Origin of the sequence: Paraburkholderia sp. UCT70, from assembly GCF_050434085.1 — a bacterium.
In the GTDB taxonomy this organism is placed as follows: Bacteria; Pseudomonadota; Gammaproteobacteria; order Burkholderiales; family Burkholderiaceae; genus Paraburkholderia; species Paraburkholderia tuberum.
Window position 1 is genome coordinate 146469 of sequence record NZ_JBNPVZ010000001.1, and the last position, 23704, is coordinate 170172.

Annotated in this window: 21 protein-coding genes and 2 pseudogenes; 16 read left to right on the forward strand and 7 right to left on the reverse strand. The window is 57.5% G+C overall.

What is annotated here, in order from left to right:
• The 5 genes from OKW41_RS00780 to OKW41_RS00800 all read left to right on the forward strand — a co-directional run bounded on the left by OKW41_RS00780 (position 1) and on the right by OKW41_RS00800 (position 4216).
• A complete protein-coding gene (locus tag OKW41_RS00780) occupies positions 1–1275 on the forward strand; it encodes an ABC transporter permease subunit (RefSeq protein ID WP_429571197.1) in 1275 nt (424 codons plus the stop codon).
• Positions 1276–1277: 2 nt separating this feature from the next.
• Positions 1278–2132, forward strand: a complete 855-nt coding sequence (locus OKW41_RS00785; protein ID WP_429571198.1) for an ABC transporter permease — start codon at positions 1278–1280, stop codon at positions 2130–2132.
• 10 nt (positions 2133–2142) lie between these two features.
• Positions 2143–2805, forward strand: coding sequence for an N-formylglutamate amidohydrolase (locus OKW41_RS00790; protein ID WP_429571199.1), 663 nt, complete (start codon positions 2143–2145; stop codon positions 2803–2805).
• 238 nt (positions 2806–3043) lie between these two features.
• A complete protein-coding gene (locus OKW41_RS00795; protein ID WP_429571200.1) occupies positions 3044–3256 on the forward strand; it encodes a hypothetical protein in 213 nt (70 codons plus the stop codon).
• Between the two features lie 24 nt (positions 3257–3280).
• Positions 3281–4216, forward strand: coding sequence for an NAD(P)-binding domain-containing protein (locus tag OKW41_RS00800; protein ID WP_429571201.1), 936 nt, complete (start codon positions 3281–3283; stop codon positions 4214–4216).
• Positions 4217–4466: 250 nt separating this feature from the next.
• On the opposite strand, the gene OKW41_RS00805 is transcribed toward OKW41_RS00800, so the two are convergent.
• Genes OKW41_RS00805 through OKW41_RS00820 form a run of 4 tightly spaced genes read right to left on the reverse strand, consistent with a single transcriptional unit; the run spans position 4467 to position 7948 of the window.
• Complete coding sequence (locus tag OKW41_RS00805) at positions 4467–5396, reverse strand: electron transfer flavoprotein subunit alpha/FixB family protein (RefSeq protein WP_429571202.1); 930 nt, start codon at positions 5394–5396, stop codon at positions 4467–4469.
• Positions 5396–6145: an electron transfer flavoprotein subunit beta/FixA family protein gene (locus OKW41_RS00810; RefSeq protein WP_429571203.1), complete on the reverse strand. Its 750-nt coding sequence runs from the start codon at positions 6143–6145 to the stop codon at positions 5396–5398. Before OKW41_RS00810 ends, OKW41_RS00805 begins: the two co-directional genes overlap by 1 nt.
• Positions 6146–6180: 35 nt before the next feature.
• Positions 6181–6783 (reverse strand): HutD/Ves family protein, encoded by a 603-nt coding sequence (locus OKW41_RS00815; protein ID WP_429571204.1) that lies wholly within the window; start codon positions 6781–6783, stop codon positions 6181–6183.
• Positions 6761–7948, reverse strand: a complete 1188-nt coding sequence (locus tag OKW41_RS00820; protein WP_429571205.1) for an NAD(P)/FAD-dependent oxidoreductase — start codon at positions 7946–7948, stop codon at positions 6761–6763. The genes OKW41_RS00815 and OKW41_RS00820 overlap by 23 nt, the downstream gene beginning before the upstream one ends.
• Positions 7949–8129: 181 nt before the next feature.
• Between OKW41_RS00820 and OKW41_RS00825 the strand changes: the two genes are divergently transcribed.
• From OKW41_RS00825 to OKW41_RS00875, 11 genes and pseudogenes are all read left to right on the forward strand, one after another.
• Positions 8130–9101: a LysR family transcriptional regulator gene (locus OKW41_RS00825; protein ID WP_429571206.1), complete on the forward strand. Its 972-nt coding sequence runs from the start codon at positions 8130–8132 to the stop codon at positions 9099–9101.
• A gap of 25 nt (positions 9102–9126) precedes the next feature.
• Positions 9127–9916 (forward strand): annotated as a pseudogene (gene hutG / locus OKW41_RS00830) (N-formylglutamate deformylase).
• A 246-nt stretch (positions 9917–10162) separates the two neighbouring features.
• Positions 10163–10911 (forward strand): annotated as a pseudogene (locus OKW41_RS00835) (NAD(P)/FAD-dependent oxidoreductase); the annotation flags it as partial.
• Positions 10912–11559: 648 nt separating this feature from the next.
• A complete protein-coding gene (locus tag OKW41_RS00840; RefSeq protein ID WP_429571207.1) occupies positions 11560–12882 on the forward strand; it encodes a lysine N(6)-hydroxylase/L-ornithine N(5)-oxygenase family protein in 1323 nt (440 codons plus the stop codon).
• Between the two features lie 4 nt (positions 12883–12886).
• Positions 12887–14128, forward strand: coding sequence for an MFS transporter (locus OKW41_RS00845; protein WP_429571208.1), 1242 nt, complete (start codon positions 12887–12889; stop codon positions 14126–14128).
• Positions 14129–14168: 40 nt separating this feature from the next.
• A complete protein-coding gene (locus OKW41_RS00850) occupies positions 14169–14948 on the forward strand; it encodes a phytanoyl-CoA dioxygenase family protein (RefSeq protein WP_429571209.1) in 780 nt (259 codons plus the stop codon).
• 16 nt (positions 14949–14964) lie between these two features.
• Entirely contained in the window at positions 14965–15300 is a 336-nt protein-coding gene (locus OKW41_RS00855; protein ID WP_429571423.1) for a cupin domain-containing protein, read from the forward strand.
• Position 15301: 1 nt separating this feature from the next.
• A complete protein-coding gene (locus OKW41_RS00860) occupies positions 15302–16885 on the forward strand; it encodes a class I tRNA ligase family protein (RefSeq protein WP_429571210.1) in 1584 nt (527 codons plus the stop codon).
• 18 nt (positions 16886–16903) lie between these two features.
• Positions 16904–18061, forward strand: coding sequence for a PLP-dependent aminotransferase family protein (locus tag OKW41_RS00865; protein ID WP_429571211.1), 1158 nt, complete (start codon positions 16904–16906; stop codon positions 18059–18061).
• Between the two features lie 326 nt (positions 18062–18387).
• A complete protein-coding gene (locus OKW41_RS00870) occupies positions 18388–19056 on the forward strand; it encodes a heme-binding domain-containing protein (RefSeq protein WP_429571212.1) in 669 nt (222 codons plus the stop codon).
• 31 nt (positions 19057–19087) lie between these two features.
• On the forward strand, positions 19088–19807 hold the full coding sequence (locus tag OKW41_RS00875; RefSeq protein WP_429571424.1) for an IS6 family transposase: 720 nt from the start codon (positions 19088–19090) through the stop codon (positions 19805–19807).
• Positions 19808–20135: 328 nt separating this feature from the next.
• Here the strand turns inward: OKW41_RS00875 and OKW41_RS00880 are convergent, their stop codons facing one another.
• The 3 genes from OKW41_RS00880 to OKW41_RS00890 form a co-directional block, all read right to left on the reverse strand.
• Positions 20136–20345: a hypothetical protein gene (locus tag OKW41_RS00880; protein ID WP_429571213.1), complete on the reverse strand. Its 210-nt coding sequence runs from the start codon at positions 20343–20345 to the stop codon at positions 20136–20138.
• An 871-nt stretch (positions 20346–21216) separates the two neighbouring features.
• Complete coding sequence (locus OKW41_RS00885; protein WP_429571214.1) at positions 21217–23025, reverse strand: S8 family serine peptidase; 1809 nt, start codon at positions 23023–23025, stop codon at positions 21217–21219.
• A 465-nt stretch (positions 23026–23490) separates the two neighbouring features.
• The gene (locus tag OKW41_RS00890; RefSeq protein WP_429571215.1) at positions 23491–23691 is read right to left on the reverse strand and encodes a hypothetical protein; all 201 of its coding nucleotides are present in this window, start codon (positions 23689–23691) and stop codon (positions 23491–23493) included.
• Positions 23692–23704 lie beyond the last annotated feature (13 nt).

The window sequence follows — 23704 nt, forward strand, 5'->3', positions numbered from 1 at the left end:
ATGGATCCGTCTACGACAGTAAACAACCAGGGCCCGGAAGCGTCAACTCCGGGACAGTGGAATTCGACGTTGAAAGCCCGCGTCCAGAGGGCCCGGCGTGGAGAAACGCGCAAGTCGCTTTTTCTAGTCGCACCTGTGATTGTGTTCTTGCTGCTCGCGTTCCTTGTGCCAATCGCAAAGATGTTCGAGGTGAGCATTTACGATTCGACATTGCGAGACCTATTGCCCAATACCGCTCGCGCGCTTGGAAGCTCTTCGAAACAACAACCAGATAACCAGGTCTGGCAAAGTCTCGCGCGAGACCTTGTCTCCGCAAGAGAGCAGGGAAAACTCGGTATCGTCGCGGGGCGACTAAACGATGAGCGCTCCGGCTTACGTTCGGTGGTGGAACGGACCGCTCGGCGTGCTGCCGCGACGGATGACCTACATTCCGCCGAATGGTTCGCATCGGTAGATCCACTCTGGAGGGACCCAGGGATCATGCCAATGCTGGCGCGTGGAACGCGGCCGTTCACCATCGACAACTACCTCTCTGCGTTGGACTTCCGCCGCGACGAGCAGGGGAAAATCGTCTCGCAACCTGAAGACAGCAGGATCTACCGGTCGCTGTTCTTCAAAACCTTCTGGGTAGCTATTGCGGTTACGACGCTCTGCGGTGTGTTGGGCTATCCAATCGCTTACTTGATGGCGACACGGTCTAAAGCCACCGCGAACAGATTGATAGTCTTGGTTCTCGTGCCGTTTTGGACATCAATGCTTGTCCGCGTCACTGCATGGATCGTCATGTTGCAATCTCAGGGTGTGGTCAATGACCTTCTCGTTCTCGCGGGTGTGGTCAATGAGCACAATCGTGTCATGTTGATCTATAACCTCACCGGCACCTTGATCGCGATGACGCACATTCTGCTGCCGTTTTTCATACTGCCCCTTTACAGCGTTATGGTCGCCGTTCCACCTAGCTATATGCGTGCGGCACAGTCTCTCGGAGCAGGAAGATTCAGCGCGTTCTGGAAAGTCTATTTCCCGATTACCCTGCCGGGCGTGGGGGCCGGCGCGCTGCTGGTTCTTATCCTGGCGATTGGCTACTACATCACACCAGCGCTCGTCGGCGGACAATCCGGTCAGATGATCTCCAACATGATTGCCTTCAACATCCAGACTTCCCTCAATTGGGGTCTTGCGGCCGCGCTGAGCATGGTCCTCCTTGTTGCGGTCCTGGGCCTCTATTTCGTATACAACCGGGTGGTTGGCGCTGAGAACTTGAAACTGGGGTAACCATGAACATTCATAATCAGCCATTTCGGTCGCCGGTTGAAAAGGGGTGGAGCGTTCTTTTCGTCCTGTTGTGCGCGACTATCTTCCTTTTCCTGGTTGCGCCAGTACTAGTAATCATCCCGCTGTCCTTCAATGCAGAGCCTTATTTTACGTTCTCAAGGGCAATGCTGCATTTGCAGGCCGACGCATGGTCGCTGCGGTGGTACGACTCTTTCTTTAGCAATCCGCGTTGGTTGCTTTCGGTTAGAAACAGCGTTTTCGTAGGTGTCGCTACAACCGTCCTCGCTGCATCCATCGGTACTGCGGCAGCGCTGGGGTTGAGGCAGCGTTTGTTACCTGGCAGGTCGCTGATGATGAGCTTTATTCTTGCGCCGATGGTCGTGCCCACGATCGTCACCGGGGCAGGAACCTATTTCGTCTTTGCCAAGGTTGGCTTGACCGATAGCCTTTGGGGGCTCATTGCCGCTCACACTGCGCTTGGAATCCCATTTGTTGTCGTCACCGTACTTGCCTCCGTCAGTGGTCTGGATCGATCGTTTGAGCGAGCTGGGGCGATCATGGGAGCGCCGCCCTGGATGGTCTTCCGAAAGGTGACATTGCCCCTCATCATGCCCGGTGTGACGGCAGGCGCGGTCCTTGCCTTTATCACGTCTTTCGATGAAGTCGTGTTTGCCCTGTTCCTCCTGCCAAGTCCGCAATACTTCACTTTGCCTCGACAAATGTGGTCCGGTCTTCGCGAGCAGATTAGCCCGGCAATTCTGGCTGCGGCAACACTTTGGATTTTATTCTCACTCGTGATGATGTGGCTGGTCAGTGCCCTTCGAAAGAGAGCCTCTCTTGCTCGACGGCAGTCGTAGGAGTCGTAGATTGGCTAAATACAGCTTCGCAACCGTCGAATGCGGCGAGTCACCGCTGCTTCTCGTCATGCCTCATGCAGCCCGGAATGTTCCGCACGAACTGATAGGTTCGCCGAACTGGCTTACAGTTCAGGGAAGCATCTCAGATCCGGCTGCAGAGGCGCTATGCGATGTTGCGACGACACTCGACGCGACCCTAGTCGGTGGGATGTTTCATCCGCACGTCATAGACCTGCACGCCGATGCCGACGATGCTGACCTTACACCGCATTTTTCTCGACTCAATCTCAGCACGTTTCGCGCTGCGGACGGTGCTTCGCTATACGACACTGAGGCCCAGTACGAGGATGAAGTGTCCAGAAAGGTCGGCGCGTATTGGCGTCCTTTTCACCAGTCTCTTTGTGACGAGTTGGGCCGTCTTAAATCTTCCCATGACCGGGTGCTGATGCTCGTCGTTCATGCAAGGCAGCGGCTTAGAAACGCACAGGAAAGTGTGGCCTTCGCAGATTGCACGGTCTCGACGAACTTCGGCCGATCTGCGGATTCTCGTCTCGTCCATGCTCTGACTTCACAGGTACTGTCGAGCGGTTATTCCTGGGTGCTCAATCCTGCGGGCGCGGGGGAGGCTTCGCATCACGCCGATATGGCAATCCGGGGGATGGCTTGCACGTGATCGAACTCGAGGTAGGCGGTCGATGGCGCGCCGAAATCTCGTCATTGGTGAGGCGTCAACACATAGCCGTCGCGGCTGACGAGTGCAGAAGGCCAATAGACAGCCTGCTTGAAGTCGTCAGTGCGACGGTGATTCAGCTGGGCGATCTAGCCGCCTCACTAAATCCGGAGAGTGTCGCGCCTGGACGCGCCTGCGATAAGCATTGAGAGGCGTCAGAGGACACGGGCGCAAATCATTATTGGGTGAGGAGATTCAGATCGGATGGCTCATCAGAGGTGCATTTGTGGCGGTCGCTATGATGGGGATCGGGACGCTCAGTGGTGTCCTTGTTCGCCGTCTACTGCAAAGTTTTATGCCGGCCCTGCCGGCTGGCGCCATTGCCGAGATCGTCGGAATTGTGATGTTCATCGGTTCATGCGCGCTGTATTTTAGTGGGCGCATGGTCTGGTAACGCGTAGGGTGGTTTGAGTAATACTTGAATGACGCCCTTTCGAACGCCCCTGCGCGGCGGATGATGCAACGCGTGGTCCCGAACAGACTCGACTGCTTTACGACTCGCAAAGGACATCATGCGGAAGGCGCCGTTTTCTTTTTAATATTCGGTTTCACGAAAGGAGCGACCGTGGCCAAGGTGGGGGTGCTGGGAGTTGGCGACTTAGCAGACAAGATCGTCAGAGGTTTGCTTCGGCATGACGAACTTGCAGCAGAGAATGTGTTGCTCTCACCAAGAAACGCGCGCAAAGCGGAGGTTCTCGCCACGGATTTCGGATGTACCGTTCTATCTAGCAATCAACAGGTGGTAGATGAAGCTGACTTGCTACTGATCAGTGTCCGGCCTGACCAACTCAGGGACTTATCGAGGCAAATAAGGCTGAGCGGTCGTCGCACAATTATCTCTGTCGTTGCCGGAATTCCTGTGAGCGATCTACGTCAGCTTTTCGGTCACCACGACTTTGTCCGCTCGATGCTTTCCTACGCGTCGGAAATCTGTCAGTCAACTGTGGCAGTTTTTCCGGGGCACGTCCGGGTTGAGAGATTGCTATCGAAGCTTGGAAATCTCGTGACCTTTGACGTGGAAGGTGAGTTCGAACTGGCAACGATCGGCGCATGTATGAACGGTTTGCTCTACTTCCTGGCCGATGAGCTGCAGCGTTGGCTCGTTAAGGCAGGCCTTCCTCCTGAGACTGCGCTAGCGTTGGTGCTCAGCGGCATGACTGACTGCGCGGCCTACTCGCGATTCTGCTCACCGACACCGATAGCGGATATCGGCCGATCGATCGCTACGCCTGGGACGCTCACAGCCCTTGGGCTAAAGACGCTCCGCGAAAACGGTGGCCTCGCGGGATGGGCGGGCGCATGCGAGGAAGTATTTCGCGAGCTCGGTGGATCAACGACGGAAGGTAGACCGTAGCGACATCGGGCTGCCTTCCCATCCAAGCATCGCAGCCCTAACAGGCACAGGGGATCGGGACGATGGCGGTCAGAGTTTTAGGCGTACGTTGGTGCTGAGGACCTTCGCCCAGGAAGCCGCCGTTGCGGGACGCTGGTTATCGGCGTCCCGCAACGGCGGCGATAGGGCGAAACGCATTTTCTGGATTCATGGGGCTCGCGTCGGAATGTTGACAGCCGCGAGCGACCGTCCAAGGCCGCGCCGAATCCCGTCAAAGCTGCGTGGCAAGCTCCGGCAATATTTCGAACAGGTCACCCACCAGTCCGTAATCTGCGACACTGAAGATAGGTGCATCGGGATCTTTGTTTATCGCGACAATGATTTTCGAATCTTTCATGCCGGCCAAGTGTTGGATCGCGCCTGAAATTCCAACTGCGATGTACAACTGCGGTGCAACGATCTTTCCGGTCTGCCCCACCTGCCAGTCATTCGGTGCAAACCCAGAGTCAACAGCAGCTCTCGACGCACCGACAGCGGCTCCGAGCTTCTGTGCGACCGGGTCCAAAAGCGAGAAGTTCTCGGCGCTTCCAAGGCCCCGACCGCCGGACACGACGACGCGTGCCGACGTAAGGTCGGGACGTTCGCTGATGGCGACTTCCCGGCGAACGAAACGAGCGCGGCCATTCTCCGCAACCGGTTCACGCGTCTCGATTGCCGCCGTTCCTCCGGAGAAAGGGGCTGGTTCGAACGCAGTCGTACGAATCGTTGCCACCTTGACGGTGTCATTGCTTTGCACGGTCGCGATCGCATTGCCGGCATAAATGGGTCGATCGAAGGTATCAGGCGAGCGAATCGCGATGGCATCCGAGACCTGTGACGCGTCGAGTTTTGCGGCGACGCGCGGCGCGACATTCTTCCCGAACGCTGTGGCGGGAAAAAGGAGGTGTGTATAGCCGACGGATAAGCTAAGTATCTGCGCCGCTATGTTCTCGGCGATAGCGTCTGCCAGCCAGGGAGCATCGACCAGAATGACTTTGTCGACGCCCTCGATCTGGCTCGCAGCCTGCGCGGCAGGTTGTGCCGCATGGCCAGCGATCAGAACATGTACCCTGTCGCCCAATTGACGACCCGCAGTGACCGTATGAAGAGTCGACGTTTTGATCCGTTCGTTGTCGTGCTCGGCGATTACGAGAGTGCTCATCAGATTACCTTCGCTTCGGTTTTCAGTTTTTCGACGAGCTCAGCAACATCAGCAACGCGGACGCCTGCCTTTCGTGCGGCCGGTTCCACCACCTTCAACGTCCGTAAGCGAGGCGTGGGGTCAACGCCCAGTTCGTCAGGAGTCACCGTGGTGATCGGCTTTTTCTTCGCCTTCATGATGTTGGGTAACGTCACGTATCGCGGCTCATTCAGTCGAAGATCAGTCGTGACAATTGCCGGCAGCGTCAGGTCGATTACCTCGACGCCACCATCGACCTCGCGTGTGACGGTGGCAATTTCGCCGGCGATGGAAATGTGGCTTGCGAATGTTGCTTGCGGCCAGTCCAATAGCGCAGCAAGTAGCTGGCCAGTCTGGCCTGCATCATCATCAATGGCCTGTTTACCGAGAATGACCAGCTTCGGCTGCTCTTTCTCGACGACCGCCGCCAGCAGCTTTGCAACGGCCAGCGGTTGCAACTCGACGTCCGTTTGAACGAGCACGCCGCGGTCTGCCCCGATCGCCAGTGCCGTACGGAGCGTCTCCTGGATCTGTGGGACGCCGCATGATACCGCCAGGACCTCGGTGGCCTGCCCCGCTTCTTTCAGACGGACAGCAGCTTCGGTCGCGATTTCGTCGAACGGATTCATGGACATCTTCACGTTGACAATGTCGACTCCGGTTTGATCGCCCTTCACGCGGACCTTCACGTTGTAGTCGACGACGCGTTTGATTGCGGTCATTACCTTCATTACGCTAGCTCCTCTTTACTGACGAGACCCTCGGTTCACCGACGGAATATTGATTCAATTGTGACTAGAGCGACGTCCGCGCTCTTTGAGGTTTTGACGCATCTCAGCGAAGGACCGCTCGTGTCGCGGATCAAGACATCGCCAGCCTTAACCGTCAGCTTGTCGATCTCTCCAACCAGCATCGTGCAACTGCCAAAAAGATTGACTATCAGTGCGTGTGCAGCCGGCGGAACGTGAGAGTGTTCAGACAGCATCTCAACGTTGGTTCGGTAGCGCCCGTGCTTCGCAATCGCGTTCAATGCAAGGACTGTTCCGCCATGCAGGGTCGCTGTCCATGTTCGGTCCCCGGCATAGACTGCGGCGTTTCGCAGACGCAACGTGACCTCGAGATCGCCATTGCGAAGCGTGACGCCATCGCCTTTCAACACCAGTGACAAGCGCGTCATTCCAGGAAACTGGGAATAAGGGCCATCCTGCTCCACATCGGCAAGGCTGATGCGCCACCCCCCGTCAGAATCCTGAACCAATGTCCGCGTCGTCCCGCCGCCGTTGCGCCAGGGCTCGCTTGGGAAGGATCCAAGGCTCTTGACTGAGAGCCCCGCCGGCAATGGTTTATCAGGAGACTGCACCGAGGCCATATTTTCCAGTAAGGAGGGCGCCGGTCGAAAAGCGCTCAATCGAGTATGGAAGGAGCGATACGTCAGTCAGCAGGCCCAGTGCGCTCTGTGCGAGAACTTTGCCGACGGTAGGTGAAAGCTTGAAGCCGTGCCCCGAAAATCCATATCCGAGAATCAAGCCTTCGACACCGGGCAACGCGCCGAGTACCGGATTCCAGTCAGGGGTGACGTCGTACACGCCGGTCCACGATGACGCGATGCCGGCTGTCTCGTAGGCCGTAAAGCGTTCCGCCACTTGGGTGCCGACATTCACGATGTAGTCCATAGGGATATCGCCTTGCTCTGTGTCGGCTGCGTTGAGCTTTTCGCCAACGACGCCCTCACTAACCAGCATCTGATTGCCGCCGTAGCTGCGGTAATAAAGCATCCCCTGCGACGCCAGGTCTTTGAATACTGGCATTGAGAAGGTGTAGGGGGCTTCACGACATTCCAGCGCCAGCACCGCGTGACGCTCCGGTGCAACAGGAAGCTCCCGCCCCGTCCAGCCGGCAAGTTCGGGCGTCCAGATGTTTTGCGTGCTGATGACATTCTGAGCGGTGAAATCGCCTGCGGTCGTCGAGACGCCGCTCACTTTCCCGTCCCGTATTACCAGCTTGTTGACCGTGACGTTTTCCTTTATGGTCACGCCCCTGCGGCGCGCAGCGCGCGCGAAGCTGGTTGCGGTTAAGTAGGCGTCGGCGAATCCCGCTTCTGGCTCATACCCAATCAGGGCCGCGTCCTCGAATTGCGCAATCGGAAGGAGCTCGCCAGCCTGTTGTGCATTCAAGATCTCCAGCGGAATGCCTTGCTCCTTCTGCTGATTCAGGGCGGCACGAAGCGGCTCAAGCTTGTCCCCTTCGCCGGCAACAATCATGTATCCGCATTTGACCAGGCCGCACGATGCCTCCTCGTCCTCCAGATACGCTGCGAAGTCATTGAAGACGGACCAGGACTTTCGCGCCAGTTCCACGTTTTCCTTGACCGAATAGTGAGTGCGAAGAATGCCTGAGGATTGCGACGTAGTGCCGGCGCCGATCGTCGCTCGGTCTAGCACTAGCACGTTCCTGGCACCCAGATTCGATAGGTGGAACGCGACTGACGTTCCGATCACGCCTGCGCCAATGACGATGTGGTCGTAGTGTTTCATGAGAGATCTCAGAATGGTTGTTGCAGCTCATTCTGGTTGCGGGAGATTGCGAGGCCTGCTTCATAAGCTAAACTTATTCTGATGCAGCAGGATTGCTTTTCATCGTTTCTACAACCCGTTCCGATGGCAGAATTTTCCACAGGCTTGGTCGGGACAAGACGGCCGTCAGGCGAGGCGAGCAATGAAACGGACGCAGACACCAATCGACTTACGCGCGCTTCAGGCTTTCGTGACGGTGTGTGAGTCGGGATCAATGACGAGTGCGGCGAAGCGCCTGGGTGTCAGCCAAAGTGCTGTTAGTCAATTGGTTGGAGCACTTGAACGAGATTTAGACGTAGAGTTTTTCGACCGCGGTAGTCGACCCCTACGATTGACCATAGCGGGACGAACGCTGTTTGAACTGTCAGGCCCTCTTCTTGATCATGCCCAGACGGTCGAGAACCGGCTGGGTAGCGCGCTAGCTTCCGGGACGCCCGCTATGCGATTGGGATGTGTCGACTCTTTCGCGGCGACCATAGGGCCAGAACTGATCCGCGCGCTATCAGGCACGGCGAGCCAACTGGCAATGTGGTCCGGGTTGACGCCAGGTCTGTTGGCGCAGATGCATGACCGGGAAGTTGACGTGGTAGTTTGTACCCAGACAATGCTTGATGAGAGCCGCATCGTCGAAGTGCCGCTTTTTTCAGAGGCATTCGTAGCAGTGGCGCCGCGCCGATGGATGCAAAGACACGAAGGGCATAGCGTTGGCTGGAAGGAGTTGGCCGCGGATTTGCCGTTGATCCGTTACACCGCCCGGTCGGTCATTGGACAGCAGATAGATCGCTTTGCGCGTCACTTGCAGATAGATAGTCCTCGTCGGTACGAGTTTGATGCCACAGATCCGTTGCTGAGCCTCGTAAGTGCCGATCTTGGTTTTGCTATATCGACCCCGCTATGTCTTTGGCAGGCCCGGCAATATCTGGAAGACATCGTCGTCTTGCCGCTGCCGCCTGGGCGGCTCAGCCGACGAGACTTCTTTCTACTCCATCGCGAAGGTGAGTGGGAGAAACTCGCTGGAGAAATCGTGAATCTCACGCGTCGAGTCATCGAAAGCATCATCCGACCGTCACTTCGAAGAGCACTTCCAGCATTGGCTGAGGACGCGCTCCAATAGCAACTTCAATCGTTCAAGTACCCTTATGGAAGAGATATTCTCGGTCTCCCGCGGTGAGGCACCGCTGTTGATATCAATCCCGCATTTGGGATCAATCATCCCTGGTTATCTTCAATCTGACTATACAGACATCGCTTTGACGGTCGCCGACACCGACTGGCACCTCGACCGCCTTTACAATTTCGCTTCGGAGTTCGGCGCGACCGTCCTGCAAGCTCATGTTTCGCGGTACGTGATCGATCTCAACCGGCCGCCATCGGACGAAAGCCTTTATCCGGGCCAGACAACCACGGGGCTGTTTCCCGAGCAAACATTCAGGGGCGAGCCAATATATAGGGAAGGTCGTGTCCTGGATGCCGCCGAGAAGGCCCGTATACGACTACTGGCACCCATACCATAATGCAATCGAACAAGAACTCGGGCGACTCCGGGATCAACACAGAAACGTTCTGTTGTGGGAAGCACACTCGATTACCAGCGTGCTCCCCCGGCTCTTCGAAGGAAAGCTGCCCGACCTCAACTTTGGAACTCAGGATGGGCGCACGGCCGACGACGCGGTTCTCCGGGCGGCGACCGACGTTGCGGGTGAGAGCAGCTATACATGGATCGCGAATGGTCGTTTCAAGGGCGGCTACATCACCCGTCGCTTTGGGGCTCCGCAGAATGGAATACATGCCTTGCAACTCGAGATGTGCCAGAGCATCTATATGAACGAGTCGCACCCTTTCAATTACGAGCCGAGACGTGCATCAGTGCTCCAACCTACGCTTCGCGCAATGGTCGGTGCGGCTCTTTCGGCTGTAAACCAACTTTAACGCGACCCGTCGCCAATGATCTCGTGTCCGTAACTTGGCGTGGTGTGGCAGGCTGCATGAGGGGGTTTCCCTTCCCCGTATGTTGACGAAGAACGTAGCGTCGATGAGATTTACCACCCGGTTCACAGGTAAAGGATTTTGCTCCGCACGCCGTGTTTCGCTGGTCGTGTATAGCAGTGGCTGACATCTCATGCGCACATATGGGAACAACAGTGGTTGATCAACGAACTTTGACATCTGACAGATATGAATTCAGAAAGTAACACGGTTCCGGTTGAGCGCGAATCGATGGAATATGACGTCGTCATCGTCGGCGGCTGCCCGGCTGGGTTGTCGTCAGCCATCCGGTTAAAGCAACTGGCCGAAGACACGTGTGTCGATATAGGTGTATGCGTGCTGGAAAAGGGATCGGAAATTGACGCGCATGTCGTGTCCGGTGCGGTGATGGATCCACGCGGCCTCTCCGAACTGATTCCTGACTGGAAAGAAAAAGGCGCGCCACTGCATGTCGAAGTGACGGAAGACCGCTTCCTTTTCCTGTCGCGGCACAGCGCGAAGCAGGTACCGAACTGGCTGCTTCCCGACAACTTCACGGCAACTACGTCATTTCGCTTGCCAATGTAACGCGCTGGCTTGGTCAGCAGGCGGAAGCGCTGGGCATCGAGATTTTCCCCGGCTTTCCGGCCGCCGAAGTGCTTTATGCCGAGGACGGCTCGGTCAAAGGCGTCATTACCGGCAACATGGGCGTTGGCAATGATGGGGAGCCGACCGAGAATTTCCAGCTCGGCATGGAACTGCACGCTAAATACACGCTGTTCTGCGAAGGCGCGCGCGGGCATCTCGGCCGCGAGCTGATGGACAAGTTCAAGCTTCGGCAGAAGTCGGACCCGCAGGTGTACGGCATTGGAATCAAGGAATTGTGCGAGATCGATCCGGTCAAGCACAAGCCTGGTCTCGTCATTCACACGGCCGGCTGGCCACTCGACCCCGACACTGCCGTCCTTTGCGGCACGAACCCAGCTCGCCAACGTCTTCATCGAAATCGACAATTGATATGCGGCTTCGAACACGCCGAGGCCATCGGCCGTTACCAGCTTTACTGCTTCTTCATGAAATTCCTTTACGCACCTTTGGGGATTCGGTTCATCAATGCCTCCACCCCTCAATTTTACGGAATGTTAGCGTCCACTTTTTTCGACCGGCCTCTTGCACGACGCGATTGATGACGATCGCCGGAACGCGATGGCCACGATAGACCGATTCGATGTTCTGAGTCCCGGATGTTATCCGAACCGCTGAGCAACGTGACAACTCTCGTTGGGCTGCGCGTGATCCGGCGTCTGAACGCCGACAACGCCGCGTGGACAATTGACGCACCTCAAGGTTTGCGTATGTTCAAAGTGTTCAGCTTCTCAATTCCTCGTATGATTTGCTCAGGCGGCCCGAGGTAATGTCAAACCAAGCATAGTGCTGGCCAGAATGCCATTGGGAAGAAAAGCGATCGTCATCTACTGCTTTCGTTTTCCTGCAGCGGGCATCGGCTACGCAGTACGCCGGCACGACCACCTCAATCTTAGTCCACGGGAATTGCGCTGCACTATATCGGTTGGCCAATTCCCCTCTAACGGCGGAACAACCTTCCTATGGACATGCTAGACGTCATCGGTATCGGTATCGGACCGTTCAATCTAAGCCTCGCGGCGCTCATTCAGCCCACCGGTCTGCGAGCGCTTTTCTTTGAGAAGCGCATAAAATTCTCCTGGCATCCGGGGCTCATGCTGCCCCAAAGTCAACTCCAGGTGTCGCCGCTCAAGGATTGTGTGACCCTGGTGAATCCCACAAGCCCATATTCCTTTCTCAACTATCTCGCTGTACATCGACGCCTGTACAGCTTCGCGAATAAAGGTGGAAACAGCACGTCGCGACGTGAGTTCACCCACTATTACCAATGGGTCGCGCAATGCCTGGACACGCTTCGATTCGGCGAGGAGGTGATCGATATCAGGCCCTGCAATAAGGGCTATTGCGTGACCACTACCGCGCGCACATATCATGCGCGCGCGGTAGTGGTTGGGGTCGGCGTCGAACCCAAGGTGCCGGCATGTGCGCGGCAGGTGGTCGGCGAGACGGTCTATCACGTAGACGACTACCTTAACCGGAAACCGTTCAGCGAAGACGAACATGTGCTGGTGGTGGGCGGCGGGCAGAGCGGCGCGGAAGTCGTCGAGCACATGCTGACCGAGTCAGGTCCCGACAAGATCACTTGGGCGACGTCGCGCGCCAATCTGTTTGCGATGGACGACAACGCATTTGTCAATGAAGCATACATGCCCAGTTATAGCCAACGCTTTCACACGCTGCCGATCCAGCAGCGCCGGGCCATTGTCGAAAGCGAAAAGCTCACCAGCGACGGCATCTCCGCCAGCCTGTGCAACCGGCTCTATGAAGCGTTGTATGAACGTAGCGTCCATGGCACGCTAGCCGACTGCTTTCGTCTGTTGCCTTCGGTGACAATGGACGAGATCACACGCCGCAGCGGTCGCTGGCATATCGGGTTGACCTCGCTCGTCACGTCGCAGCGCAATGGCATAAGCGCGGACAGAATCATCCTGGCAACCGGTTTTCAGCCGCGCCATTTGCCATTCGTTCAGAAGCTGCTCGACGGCGCAAGCCGTGAAGACGGTCTGCCAACGCTCGATCCCGATTACGCCGTGCGCTTCGATGCGCCAATGCCCGGTCCCGTGTATCTGCAAAACCAAAGCCGCGTGCAGCATGGCCTGCAAAGCGTCAATCTTTCGCTGGTCGCGTACAGGAACAGCCGCATCATCAACAGTCTGCTAGGTCGTGCGTTCTATCCGGATGTTCCGGACCGGCAACTGCTCGATAGCCTTGAGGATCAGGAGACTGAAGCAGGATCGATACTGTGCGACGCGCCTCAGGCCTCGCGTCAACCGGCAGTGGCGTAAGCGCATGACTGGCTCCTCCATTTATCTATCGACCGGCGAGCGTGCGATCTCACACGCCGAGCACTTGCCGGCATCCCTCCAATTACGGGCGTTCATTCCGTTTCTGATTGCTTCACTGGTGATCGCCGCTTCGTACGGGACGAGTTTTCTCCTGCCCGAGTACCTGCAATCCCTGGGCATGAAGAGCGATGTCGCCGGCGCCGTGATTTCGAGCGGCATGGTCTCGACCATGATCTGCTGCTGCGTGGCTGGGCGCATAGCCCAGCATATCGGTGTCATGCCGACCATCGCGCTGGCCTCGCTCGTCATGGCAGGCAGCATGCTCTGCTTCGCCGCTGCGCCAATGGACATTCGTGCCGTCTATGCAGGCGGTTTGCTGTTGGGCGCTGGGTGGTCCGTGTTCTTCATACTCGCGCCGCTGCAAATCATCCATCATCTGTGCCCCAACGCGCGTATCCAGTACCTGACCTTCGTCTCCGGCACGCAAATGGCCGGCCTAGGCATGGCGGCGCCTTTGAGCCGCCTGATCGCCCAACATACCGGCTCGATCGCGCTGGCCTACCTTCTGTTCGCTGCGGCATGCGCGGTGGCGGCAGTCTGCGTCAAGATCGCCAGCGACGCGATGAGGGATAGGTCCTGTTTGCCGATGACGCGCGTGGCCATTACCGCGACCGACACGTTGGCCCTGCTCAGGGCACGAACAGCAGTGCCGATCGCAATGATCGCACTGGCAGCCTGTGTCTTCGCCGGGCTGGCGACTTACCAGACACCCTATGCCGTCTCGCGTAACCTCAGGCCAGACCTGTTCTTCCTGACGTTCACGATAACCAGCGCGGCACTGCGCTTGTCGCTCGCGAGAACCATGGGACGCATCAAGCCCGCGCGACTTGCGCACGCATTGTTTTTGCTGACCGGCGCCTCGCTCGTACTGTTCCTGTTGAACCACGGCAGCACGACGCTTTATATCGTCGCTACCGCGCTGTTCGCCACGGGCTACGGACTGAGCTACTCGACCCTGAACGGCATGGCCGTGAACCTCGCCGGAGACCACGGCGTTTCGGTGCCGGTGACTTCGCAAATCTTTACGCTTGCCTATTTCATCGGTCTGTTCGGATGCCCTTTCCTATGTGGCGCCCTGATTCACGTTTTCGGCGCCGATGCAATGCTCGTCGTCCTGCTAGGCGCCGTACTCGCCAATCTCGTGCTACTCGGCGTCATGCGAATGAAGGCGCATTTCGCCGCCTGACTTCTCCTTGAAAACTCCGTTCCTTAACGAGGTGGTTCGTATGCTGAATGAAACGCAAAAATCCAAGTGGCATGAAGATGGATATTTAAAAGTAGAGGGCTTTTTCGATCCGGTCACCCGCGAAAAGATTTCTGCTCTGGTCAACGATGTCTCGCGCTGGGAAATCAGCGACAACAAATGGATGATGTGGTTCGAGAAGACCGAGGATGACCGCAAGATCGTTTCAAAGATGGAGAATTTTTTGGACTTCAACGACGAGCTGCGCGACCTGTTGCTGGCCGACAAGCGCATCCAGACGGCCGTCGAATCGCTTCTCGATGAAGATACCCGCATGCTCAAGGAACTGCTCATCTTCAAGTACCCGGACAGCGGCGGCTATCGTCCGCATCAGGACATCTATCACATCCCCCACAATATTCCTGAACGCATGGTGCATGCCGTGGTCGCCATCGGCATCGACGATTCCGATCCGGACAACGGCGGCCTGTTCTTCAGTCCGGGCAACCATCAGAAAGGTGTGTTTCCGATGGACGCCGGCGGCGTGATTCATCCGGAAGTGGCCGAGACGTTCAAGTGGGAACCCGTGCCCTGGAAGGCCGGCGACATCTTCGTCTTCGACGACTACGCGCCGCACTATTCGCAGCCCAACAAAAGCAACCGTTCGCGCCGCACGCTCTATCTGGTGTTCCAGCGGGCCTCAACTGGTGGCCCCACGCGTACGGAATACAACAAACTGAAGCGTGCCTACAACCCACCCGAAGGCAAGGAATCGGATATCCACAATCTGAAGCCGGCAAATGGCATTTTCTATCGCACCTAATGTAATTCACCGGAGGATGTGCGTGTACACAAAGCAGATTGACCCATCCATGATGCGGCCGGAATACGGCGTTCTTGTTTGCCGGCTGCTCGAACATCTGCCCGCTGGCCTGACAACAGCGTTCGGCGCGTCGATTGTTGAGGTCGTGCCGGCGGGCGCTGTCAATCTGCACTCCCATTCCGAGCATGAACTGTGGGTACTCATTTCAGGCAAGGGAGTCTTCGAGGTGAATGGCCAGGCGCGGCCAGTGGCAGATTCAACGCTGCTCTATATCGAGCCGAATCGGGAGCACGCGATTCGCAATGCCGATCCCGCAGCGAGCCTGAAATTTCTATCGATATGGTGGGACTAACGTGACCACACGCACTTTTTTCGTTTGCCCCGCACCGCCCTGCCCGAACGGCAAACTGCATCTCGGCCATATCGGCGGGGTCTATCTGCTCACCGATCTTTTCGTTCGCTTTCAACGCATGAGAGGTCACCGCGCCTACCACGTCACAGGTGCGGACGAGCATGGCACCTATACGGTAGTGAAGGCGCGCAAGCTCGGTCGCCCGATTGACGAAGTCGCGCAGTTGCATATTGACGAGATAATGGATTGCTTGCGGGCAATGCACATCGAGCCCGATGTCTTCGTCAGAACAACAGACGCTACGCACAAGCAGAACAGTCTGAAGATCTTTCGCGAGCTGGAAGCTGCAGGCTACATTGATGTGCGTGATGGACATCAACTCTACTGCGAAAACTGTGACGAGTTCGTGGCCGATTCGCTTGCCGTCGGCCTCTGCCCCGCGTGCGATGCGTCCACCGACAGCAACTTGTGCGAAAACTGCGGTTTGGCGCAACAGCACTCGAAGTTGCGAACGCCAGTCCACACGTCGTGCGGCAAACCGCTATCGCTTCGCCCCATCGAACAGGCGGTTTTCGACATCCCTCGCATGGCAGCCATGCTTGACGATGCGATCAAGGGGAGTGAATGGGATCAAACGATCCAGCGTAAAGCGCGTGCATGGTTGCGTGACGAATCGCGGCCGCTGCCAATGTCGCGCATTTTCGACCGGGGTGTGACACTTGAAGCACCCGCGAAGATTGCGGGTCAAACGTTGATGACGTGGTTCGAAGGGCTTTGGTGTTTCGAGACGGGGATCCGCTTGCAGTGCGCGCGCGACGAGGTCAACTACGATACCGTGATGCGCGACCCCGATACACGCCTCCTGTTTTTCATGGGCCAAGATAACCGCTTCTACTACACCATCGGCGTGACTGGCAGCCTGCTTGCGCGCGGCTATCCGCTTCCGGCAAAACATTCGATCCAGGACTTCTATAGATTGGAGGGCGAGAAATTCTCGACCAGCCGCGACCATGCACTCTGGGCAGATGAAGTATCCCGGCAGGTCGACCCGAGTGTGTTGCGCTATGCGCTCGCTCGGATTGCCAAACCGTTCGGCACCAACAATAACGATTTCCAGATCGGCGAACTGATCCGGTCGGCTTCGCACATCCTTGCGTGGGAAAGCGCCATCCGCGGCGATTCACTGCACTCGTCGAATGTCGATGGAAGCGGTCTTACGCCGGCGCACGACGACATAGTCCAACGTTATATCACCGCGATGGACCAGGTACGCTTCTGGAACGCCCTCGATCTGATTGACGAATACTTCGTCGCGACGGGCTTCGGCACGAGCCCGGAAACGTGGCGGCCGGTGCACGTATCCGTCTTTCTGAGCATGCTCCATCCCGTGATGCCAGTGCTGGCCGAACGCTATGGAAACGTGTTCTTTGGCGAGAATTGGACACCGGCACTCGGCGCAAACGCCACGCTATTGGCTACGCCTCCCAGAGCGACGGCCGAATTTCCGCCGTTCGGAATGCCGATTGCCGACTCGTTCATCCGCCAATATCAATCGCGCTTCCAGCGCGCCGTCGATGCCGCGTAACCAACGATGGAGCCAGTCATGTCGATGCGCAGTTGCACTTCGCTCAGTTATGGGATATTCGACTACACCTCAGGCAAGGACACAGTCGACTTCGCCTATGGGCTTCCCGATCCTTTGACGTTCGCCCGCGTGCAATGGCCGGACCCGCTTACCGTCGAGACGGGCGTCAGCATCTCCGACCTACCGCAGTACACCGACGCCTATGGCCTTCCCGAACTGCGCGGACAGCTTGGCCAAAGGTACCGGATGGCGCGTGGCAATGTCATTCTGACGAACGGCGCTTCACAAGCCCTGCAACTGCTCGCCGATGCTTTTATCGACCCAGGAGACGTCGTGCTGACCGAGGACCCGTCCTATCTCGGTGCGTTGCGCATCTTCTCTATTGCGGGCGCCACGGTGGTGCAAGTAGGTGCGGATCCCTCGGGCGTCGACCTCGATCTGCTCGAACAAGCATTGCTGCACGCAAAGGGGCGAGCCAAGTTGTACTACACCACTCCGGCGTTCCACAATCCGACCGGACGATACTTTGCACACCGGCATATGGTCGAGGTGGAGGCTCTACTGTCCCGCAACGGCGTGCGGCTGGTGCAGGACCTGGTTTATAGCGAGTTGCCCTATGATGGCGCGTCACCCGAGATTCTGCAGGCGGGTGGTAACATCATCAATGTGCATAGCTTCTCCAAAATCTTAGGCCCCGGGCTTCGTGTAGGCTGGGTGCTGGCCGAGCCGGAAATCGTCGACCGCCTAGCCCACCTGAAATGCGATGGAGGTGTGAGTCCCATTGTCAGCAATATGGCGCTCGCCTTATTGCAGTCGTCGTCTTTGGACGCTCACGTCGAACACCTACGGACGCACTACCGGAGCAAGCGCGACGCAATGCATAGGCTGTTACAGGCCTGCCGATTCTGCAAACCTGATTACGAGATTCCGAGTGGAGGATTTTCGTTCTGGGTCTCGCTTGCCGAAGGCGTCGATTCCGCCGAATTGGTCGGCGAGTTGCGCCGGAAGCACAATGTGAAACTCGTCGAAGGAAAGCACCATGGACCGAGCGGTGCAGCCCGTGTACGCTTAAGCTTCAGTTATCTCCAGCCGCGTTTGATCGAGCGCGGCTTGGCTCAGATAGACGATGCGCATGCGAGCCTTCTGACATCGACGCGCTTTAAGCGGCGTGGCTAGAGAATGCCAAGTACTACGGATAGTCGGTGCGAGATGTACAAGCGTAGGCCGAGCGAAGACATCCCCTGCGCCGCCCTCTACCGCAAACAACTCGACGAACGCTTTTCGGCATGGCACTACGTCACTGATTTCGCTCAGGATCCGTCCGTTATATAGGCAGACACCCCCTTCGCGCGTGTCTCGGAACCAGTCAATTCCTGTGCGTTCTGTACGATCAGCACGTCATCGCTCTGCAGCCGATATCAACATCAAGACCTACCCGATGTAAACGGTATGGGATTCCGACCAAAATCGAAACAGGAGAGCAAGTGAAGAAACTGCTGATCGTGTCGATCGCCGTCGTGCTGATAGGCTATCTCTGCATCAGCGGTATCGCGTACATAGACGACAAGGACTATGCGGAAAGAGCGGCCGTGAGACTGGCCGCGTCCCCACAAGCATTCGGCATCCGCGAAGTGTTGGATCGAAACGCGTGCTATTACTGCCACTCGACGAAAACTGTCCTGCCCAACTATGCCGCGCTACCGGGCATTCGTCAGCTAGCCGAGCACGACATACAGACGGGCCTCGCCTACTTCCGCATCGACAGCCTGTACGCGGCGCTCGAAAGTGGCGTACCGGCCCCCGAAGCCGATCTTGCAAAGCTGGAAACCGTTGTGAACGAACGCAGCATGCCACCAAAGCTGTTCCGCTTCGTACACTGGACCACCGGCTTGAGCGGCGACGATCAACGCGCGCTTCTCGACTGGATCGCGTCACAGCGACACAGCGCATATGCGACGCCCGGCGTTGCACCAGAGTTCGCTAACGAGCCGGTACAACCGTTGCCACATTCGTTGCCGACTGACGCGGGCAAAGTCGCGCTCGGGAAGCAGCTTTTCAACGATGTCAGACTATCGGTGGACAACACGATATCGTGTGCGAGCTGCCACAAGCTAGCGATCGGCGGCGTAGATGGAAAGGTTCTGGTGCAAACAGTGAATGTGATCGGTTAGAGTGCTGCTTCCCCGATCTCATGATTCGATAATGAGCAAGCTTAAAAACATGGGCGATCTGTTCTCAGGCCGTCACTTCAACCGCGATGTGATCATTCAGTGCGTGCGCTGGTATCTACGCTACAAGCTCAGCCTGCGTGATCTCGTCGAGATGATGGCCGAGCGCGGCCTGTCGCTCGCCCACACAACGATCCTTCGTTGGGTGAAGCGTTACACGCCGGAGTTTGTCAAGCGCTGGAACCGTTTCGGCACGCTTGCGGGAACGTCGTGGCGTGTCGACGAAACGTACCTGAGAGTCCGCGGTAAATGGGTCTATCTTTATCGGGCAGTAGATCGGGCGGGTCAGACGGTTGACTTCCTGCTCAGGGCGAAACGCGACGTGAACGCGGCCAAAGCCTTTTTCAACAAGGCAATCAAACATCAGGGGCGGCCGCCGCAAACCATTACACTCGATGGCTATGCCGCCTCACACCGTGCTGTGCGCGAGATGAAGGCCGACGGCCTGATGCCCGAGGGCACGAAGGTTCGATCTTCGAAATATCTCAACAATCTGATCGAACAGGACCATCGCCATATCAAGTCCCGGACCAATGCCATGCTCGGCTTCAAGCGTTTCAGGAACGCCGCGATCACTCTGGCCGGCATTGAGTTGATGCATCGCATTAGCAAAGGCCAATTCAATCTCGCAAAGCTCGGCCTCAAAGATGCCACTGTACCCACCGTATGGAATGCGGTCCTGTCTTATCGATAAGGTATCCTTTTTATCGAGACCTTCTCGTCCAGACAGCCTATTTGCACCAGAACCACTTCGAGGACCGTTTGTAGACCGGGGCGAATCGAGCATCTGCGTCGCAATGGTCGCCGCGCGACCATCACCGAATCGGGATCCCTTTGACTTTCGTACAATTTACCGCGCGAGCAGGCAGGTCCCATGCGCACCGGCTTCTGCATGTCAGGGCCGCTGCGCTCAATGAGCAGCTGCCATCCCACTTCGAACGAAGGTAACCATCACTCGCTGAATCGACCTACTCATCGCACCGCCGCACCCTTTTGCGCTGATGCGCAGTGCAGGAGGCCCCTCAATGCTTCCGGCTGAAGAGCGCCTGAGCGGCTTCGGTGGGCGACAGGCCGGCGTTGAAATAGGCGTGGAGGCGACTTACGGTCGCGTTGTCGGGCTGATAGGTCGGGCGGATGAAGCCTGCTTCGACTACTGTGTCGTACCAAGCGGCCGTCCACCTATGCAGCTCAAGTTGGTCATCCACCGACAGCAGTTTGGACTCGTCGAACATAGGGACCTCCAGTGACTCGGCGGGTGCGTCCGCCGTTGCGTGAGCTCCATGGCGTTGCGTCCCCCGAGCCGGCGGCTTTGCTCGATTCGCACGATAGATCAAGTCGCGAATCCTCGGGTAACCATCGTCGCCGTTCATCCTCAGGCGGGGAACACGCACCGCCATCCACCCCCGTCATCGGGCCGGAAGAAAAACGATTGCAAGCGCCAAAAATAGCGCGCCGACGAGAGCAACAATGTCCCGTCGGACACGTACCGTCATACGCAACAAACGTTCCATCTTGCCCCCGCAGGCGCACTGGAGTCCCGACAAGAGCCGCCAAATGGCAACAGCGTCGTCGCCCGCCAAATGGTAACAGCGTGGTGCATACTCGACGAGGACTCGCACCAACGTGGCGCATCTGCCGCACCGACCGTGGCGCAAGCAGCCGACCACAAGTGGGTGGGAGTGTGACGCACCACATGAACCGCAATACAGGGCGTTGGCCAAGCGATTGCTCGGCATGCCTACGGAAACGCTGAACAAAGGAGGATCGTGCAACGCTGTTCGCACGATGCGGATTCTGTCGTGAACCGCCCGCGGATTTGCCCACTAGCCAGTGCGAATTTTGATTTCTGCGGGGACTTTCACCCCTGTTTTTGCGCTTTATGCCGCCTCGCAGAATCCGTGGCGCGGGAACTATTCTGGAATTCAGACAGGACACGATAACCGCGAACGGTGCGCCCAATGCCCACCGCCGGCCAGCGTCATGGTCGTCAGAGGCGACCCGCAGAGCCGGCGGCGGACAACCCCATCGTGGATTACCGCAGATAATCGTAATTCACCCCGTCCACCGCAGCGGGTCTCCTCAGCCTTAATCCGAAACTATGCATTAATGGCGTCGCAATTGATCCTCGAAACCACCCGGCATACCCTGCTGCATGGTCGCAGCAGGTGGCACGAAGCCACTGCTATATCGGTTCATGGCTACCAAAAGTGCGTTCCTGATAATTTCTTCAGCCTGAGCGAATGACTGGGGCGCGAGGGACGCCTGAAATGCGGCTGATACAGAGGGAAGGCCGGCACCACCATAAACGGGGTTGAGTCCAACCGGCATGGCAGCGGCCAGAACCGTTTGGAACAGCCGATCTACCCGCGCCGCGTTCCGGGGCGCGTCCTTCACGGCTGGATGATGTGCCGCCACCAGGGCGGCGAGCCCCGTGATATGCGCCGCAGCCATGGAAGTGCCGTCCCACGCTGCATACCCGCCACCTGGCACACTGGAAATGATCGCAACTCCTGGGGCGCACACCTTTATCTGTGGACCAAAGCAGCTGAATTTTGCTGCAAAGACGCCGTTGACGCCGATCAAACCGGGGCCCGCAGGCATGGTCTGCGCATGACAGGTGTCGGCGGGATACTGTCCTTGCTGTCCGATCGCGGACACCGACAACACACTGGCCAACGAGGCCGGGAACTGTACAGGGCCAGCTGAGTTTCCCGCAGCTACGACTACAGCGACTCCGGCTTGCCGGGCTTGCTCCATCCACTGCTGCACTATTTCCGAACTCTGGCTGCTACCTAGGCTGCAGTTCACGACGTCGATCTGATTATCGATGGCGTATTTCAGTGCGCTGATCAAGTTGTCGAAGGCACCACCGGGAAACAGCTTGAGGATATGCACCTCGCCAGCCGGTGCAAAGCCCCGAATACCGCTCTGCCCGTTCCCCGCGATGGTGCCGGCGCAGTGCGTGCCATGTGAGATCGTGTCAACAGTCCAGGTGCTCTGGTCTGGCTTCCCATCCGCGTCCAGGTTGGTGTAGTCACGCCCGATTTGAATGTGCGTCAATGCTGAATGTTTGTTGTCGCATCCGGAGTCGATGATAGCAACGCGACTTCCCTGCCCAGTTAAAGTGCCAGTGGCTTGCACGTCAACCCCCATAAGCCGCTGTCCCCATCCCAAAAACGGCTTACTCCCGAGACCCGCCGCCTGGAATGCGGATAACGGCTCCACACTGATCGTGTTTACTCCGCTATCGCTGAGCACCGGAGCCGGAATCCATTTTCCCCAAAAGTCGGCGACGGGCTTTACATGGACCGCTTGCACAGTGTCGACCGTCCCACCGAAGAGCGTCAGCGTCGCCAAGCCGTGCGCGTCAGTTTCCGCTTGCACGGGGAAGCCGCCGCCGTAAAGGACGATAAGAGCCTTTTGCAGCGGCTGACGCTTGTCGCCCACGACCTTGAACTGCAGCTGAAGGCTTGCTGGCGCGATAAAGGGCAGGCCAGCGGACACCCCCGAAAATTGCGGATCAAGGTCTGCAAGATGAGCCAACACATGATTCCTTTCCACCACCACGGTCGGGTCTGCAGTCATCTGCAGTTCGAGCCCGCGTTGTAACGTGGTACGTATTACGATCACATCACTGGTACTGCTGGCCCCGCTTATCGCAGGCGCGGTCACATCACGAGGCTGTATGCGGTCCAAAATCTCGACGTCCGGCATCGCGCTAAGTGCGGCAAACATCATATCGGTGGCCGTTGGATGCAGACCGGCATTGGGCCGAACTGCAACGAGATATTCGACACGCCCGGGCGTAACCTCCCCGGTTTTCGAATCCGCCCCGCCCTGCCCTGCGTTCGTCTGCGGCATTGCGTCCTGGTTAACGGACCCTTTCGCGTCATCTGACTTCGATGCAGACATGATCGCCCTCCTAGATCTGCTTGATATGGGAAGTGCCCGCCGTCTCCAGCCGCCTTAGTCAAAACTTCAGCTTTGCATTAGGGTCGACAAGGAAGGCATCTCCTAGCACTCTCTTAAAATCCGCAATCAGGTCATTGGGGACCTCGGCCACAACAACCCCTGTGTCAGAATCCACCCGCAGCACATGTGCGCCAGGCGTGCCTTCAACCGCACGTTGCACCGCTTGCACCGTTAAGTCCAATGCGCCTCCCCTGTCACGAGGAGCGACGGTGAGCTGCCGCAAGGATAATCGCGTCAGAATGGTCACCTTTCAATTGCGGCGTGAACGAGTCTTCCAGCCGGACGGGATGCCGATATAGACCCCGTATGGACCGGCTGGACTATGAGAAAAGTTCAATGCTTAATGGATAGCGGTTGATCCGACTCCCCCGGATCCCCACAAGTGAGGCGATGACGCAAACACATTCATAATAAGCCCGGGAAGCTGCTGGGCAATCGTTCCAGCAATTTGCTGCGCCATGCTGGCAAAGTCGTTTCCTTGCTGGAAGTAGCCAGGCTGCTGGCCACCAGCACCAAGCGGGTTAAAACCGGCGCCAGCACCGTGAATGCCCAACTGGGATGCGGCTTGCTGCCTGATTGCCTGCGAAAGCTGAGGGGATGACGCAAGCAAACTCATAAC

Coding starts and splice junctions, on each gene's coding strand:
- OKW41_RS00780 (WP_429571197.1), top strand. CDS start 1: ATGGATCCGTCTACGACAGTAAACAACCAGGGCCCGGAAGCGTCAACT.
- OKW41_RS00785 (WP_429571198.1), top strand. CDS start 1,278: ATGAACATTCATAATCAGCCATTTCGGTCGCCGGTTGAAAAGGGGTGG.
- OKW41_RS00805 (WP_429571202.1), bottom strand. CDS start 5,396: ATGAGCACTCTCGTAATCGCCGAGCACGACAACGAACGGATCAAAACG.
- OKW41_RS00810 (WP_429571203.1), bottom strand. CDS start 6,145: ATGAAGGTAATGACCGCAATCAAACGCGTCGTCGACTACAACGTGAAG.
- OKW41_RS00815 (WP_429571204.1), bottom strand. CDS start 6,783: ATGGCCTCGGTGCAGTCTCCTGATAAACCATTGCCGGCGGGGCTCTCA.
- OKW41_RS00820 (WP_429571205.1), bottom strand. CDS start 7,948: ATGAAACACTACGACCACATCGTCATTGGCGCAGGCGTGATCGGAACG.
- OKW41_RS00825 (WP_429571206.1), top strand. CDS start 8,130: ATGAAACGGACGCAGACACCAATCGACTTACGCGCGCTTCAGGCTTTC.
- OKW41_RS00840 (WP_429571207.1), top strand. CDS start 11,560: ATGGACATGCTAGACGTCATCGGTATCGGTATCGGACCGTTCAATCTA.
- OKW41_RS00845 (WP_429571208.1), top strand. CDS start 12,887: ATGACTGGCTCCTCCATTTATCTATCGACCGGCGAGCGTGCGATCTCA.
- OKW41_RS00850 (WP_429571209.1), top strand. CDS start 14,169: ATGCTGAATGAAACGCAAAAATCCAAGTGGCATGAAGATGGATATTTA.
- OKW41_RS00855 (WP_429571423.1), top strand. CDS start 14,965: ATGTGCGTGTACACAAAGCAGATTGACCCATCCATGATGCGGCCGGAA.
- OKW41_RS00865 (WP_429571211.1), top strand. CDS start 16,904: ATGTCGATGCGCAGTTGCACTTCGCTCAGTTATGGGATATTCGACTAC.
- OKW41_RS00875 (WP_429571424.1), top strand. CDS start 19,088: ATGAGCAAGCTTAAAAACATGGGCGATCTGTTCTCAGGCCGTCACTTC.
- OKW41_RS00880 (WP_429571213.1), bottom strand. CDS start 20,345: ATGTTCGACGAGTCCAAACTGCTGTCGGTGGATGACCAACTTGAGCTG.
- OKW41_RS00885 (WP_429571214.1), bottom strand. CDS start 23,025: ATGTCTGCATCGAAGTCAGATGACGCGAAAGGGTCCGTTAACCAGGAC.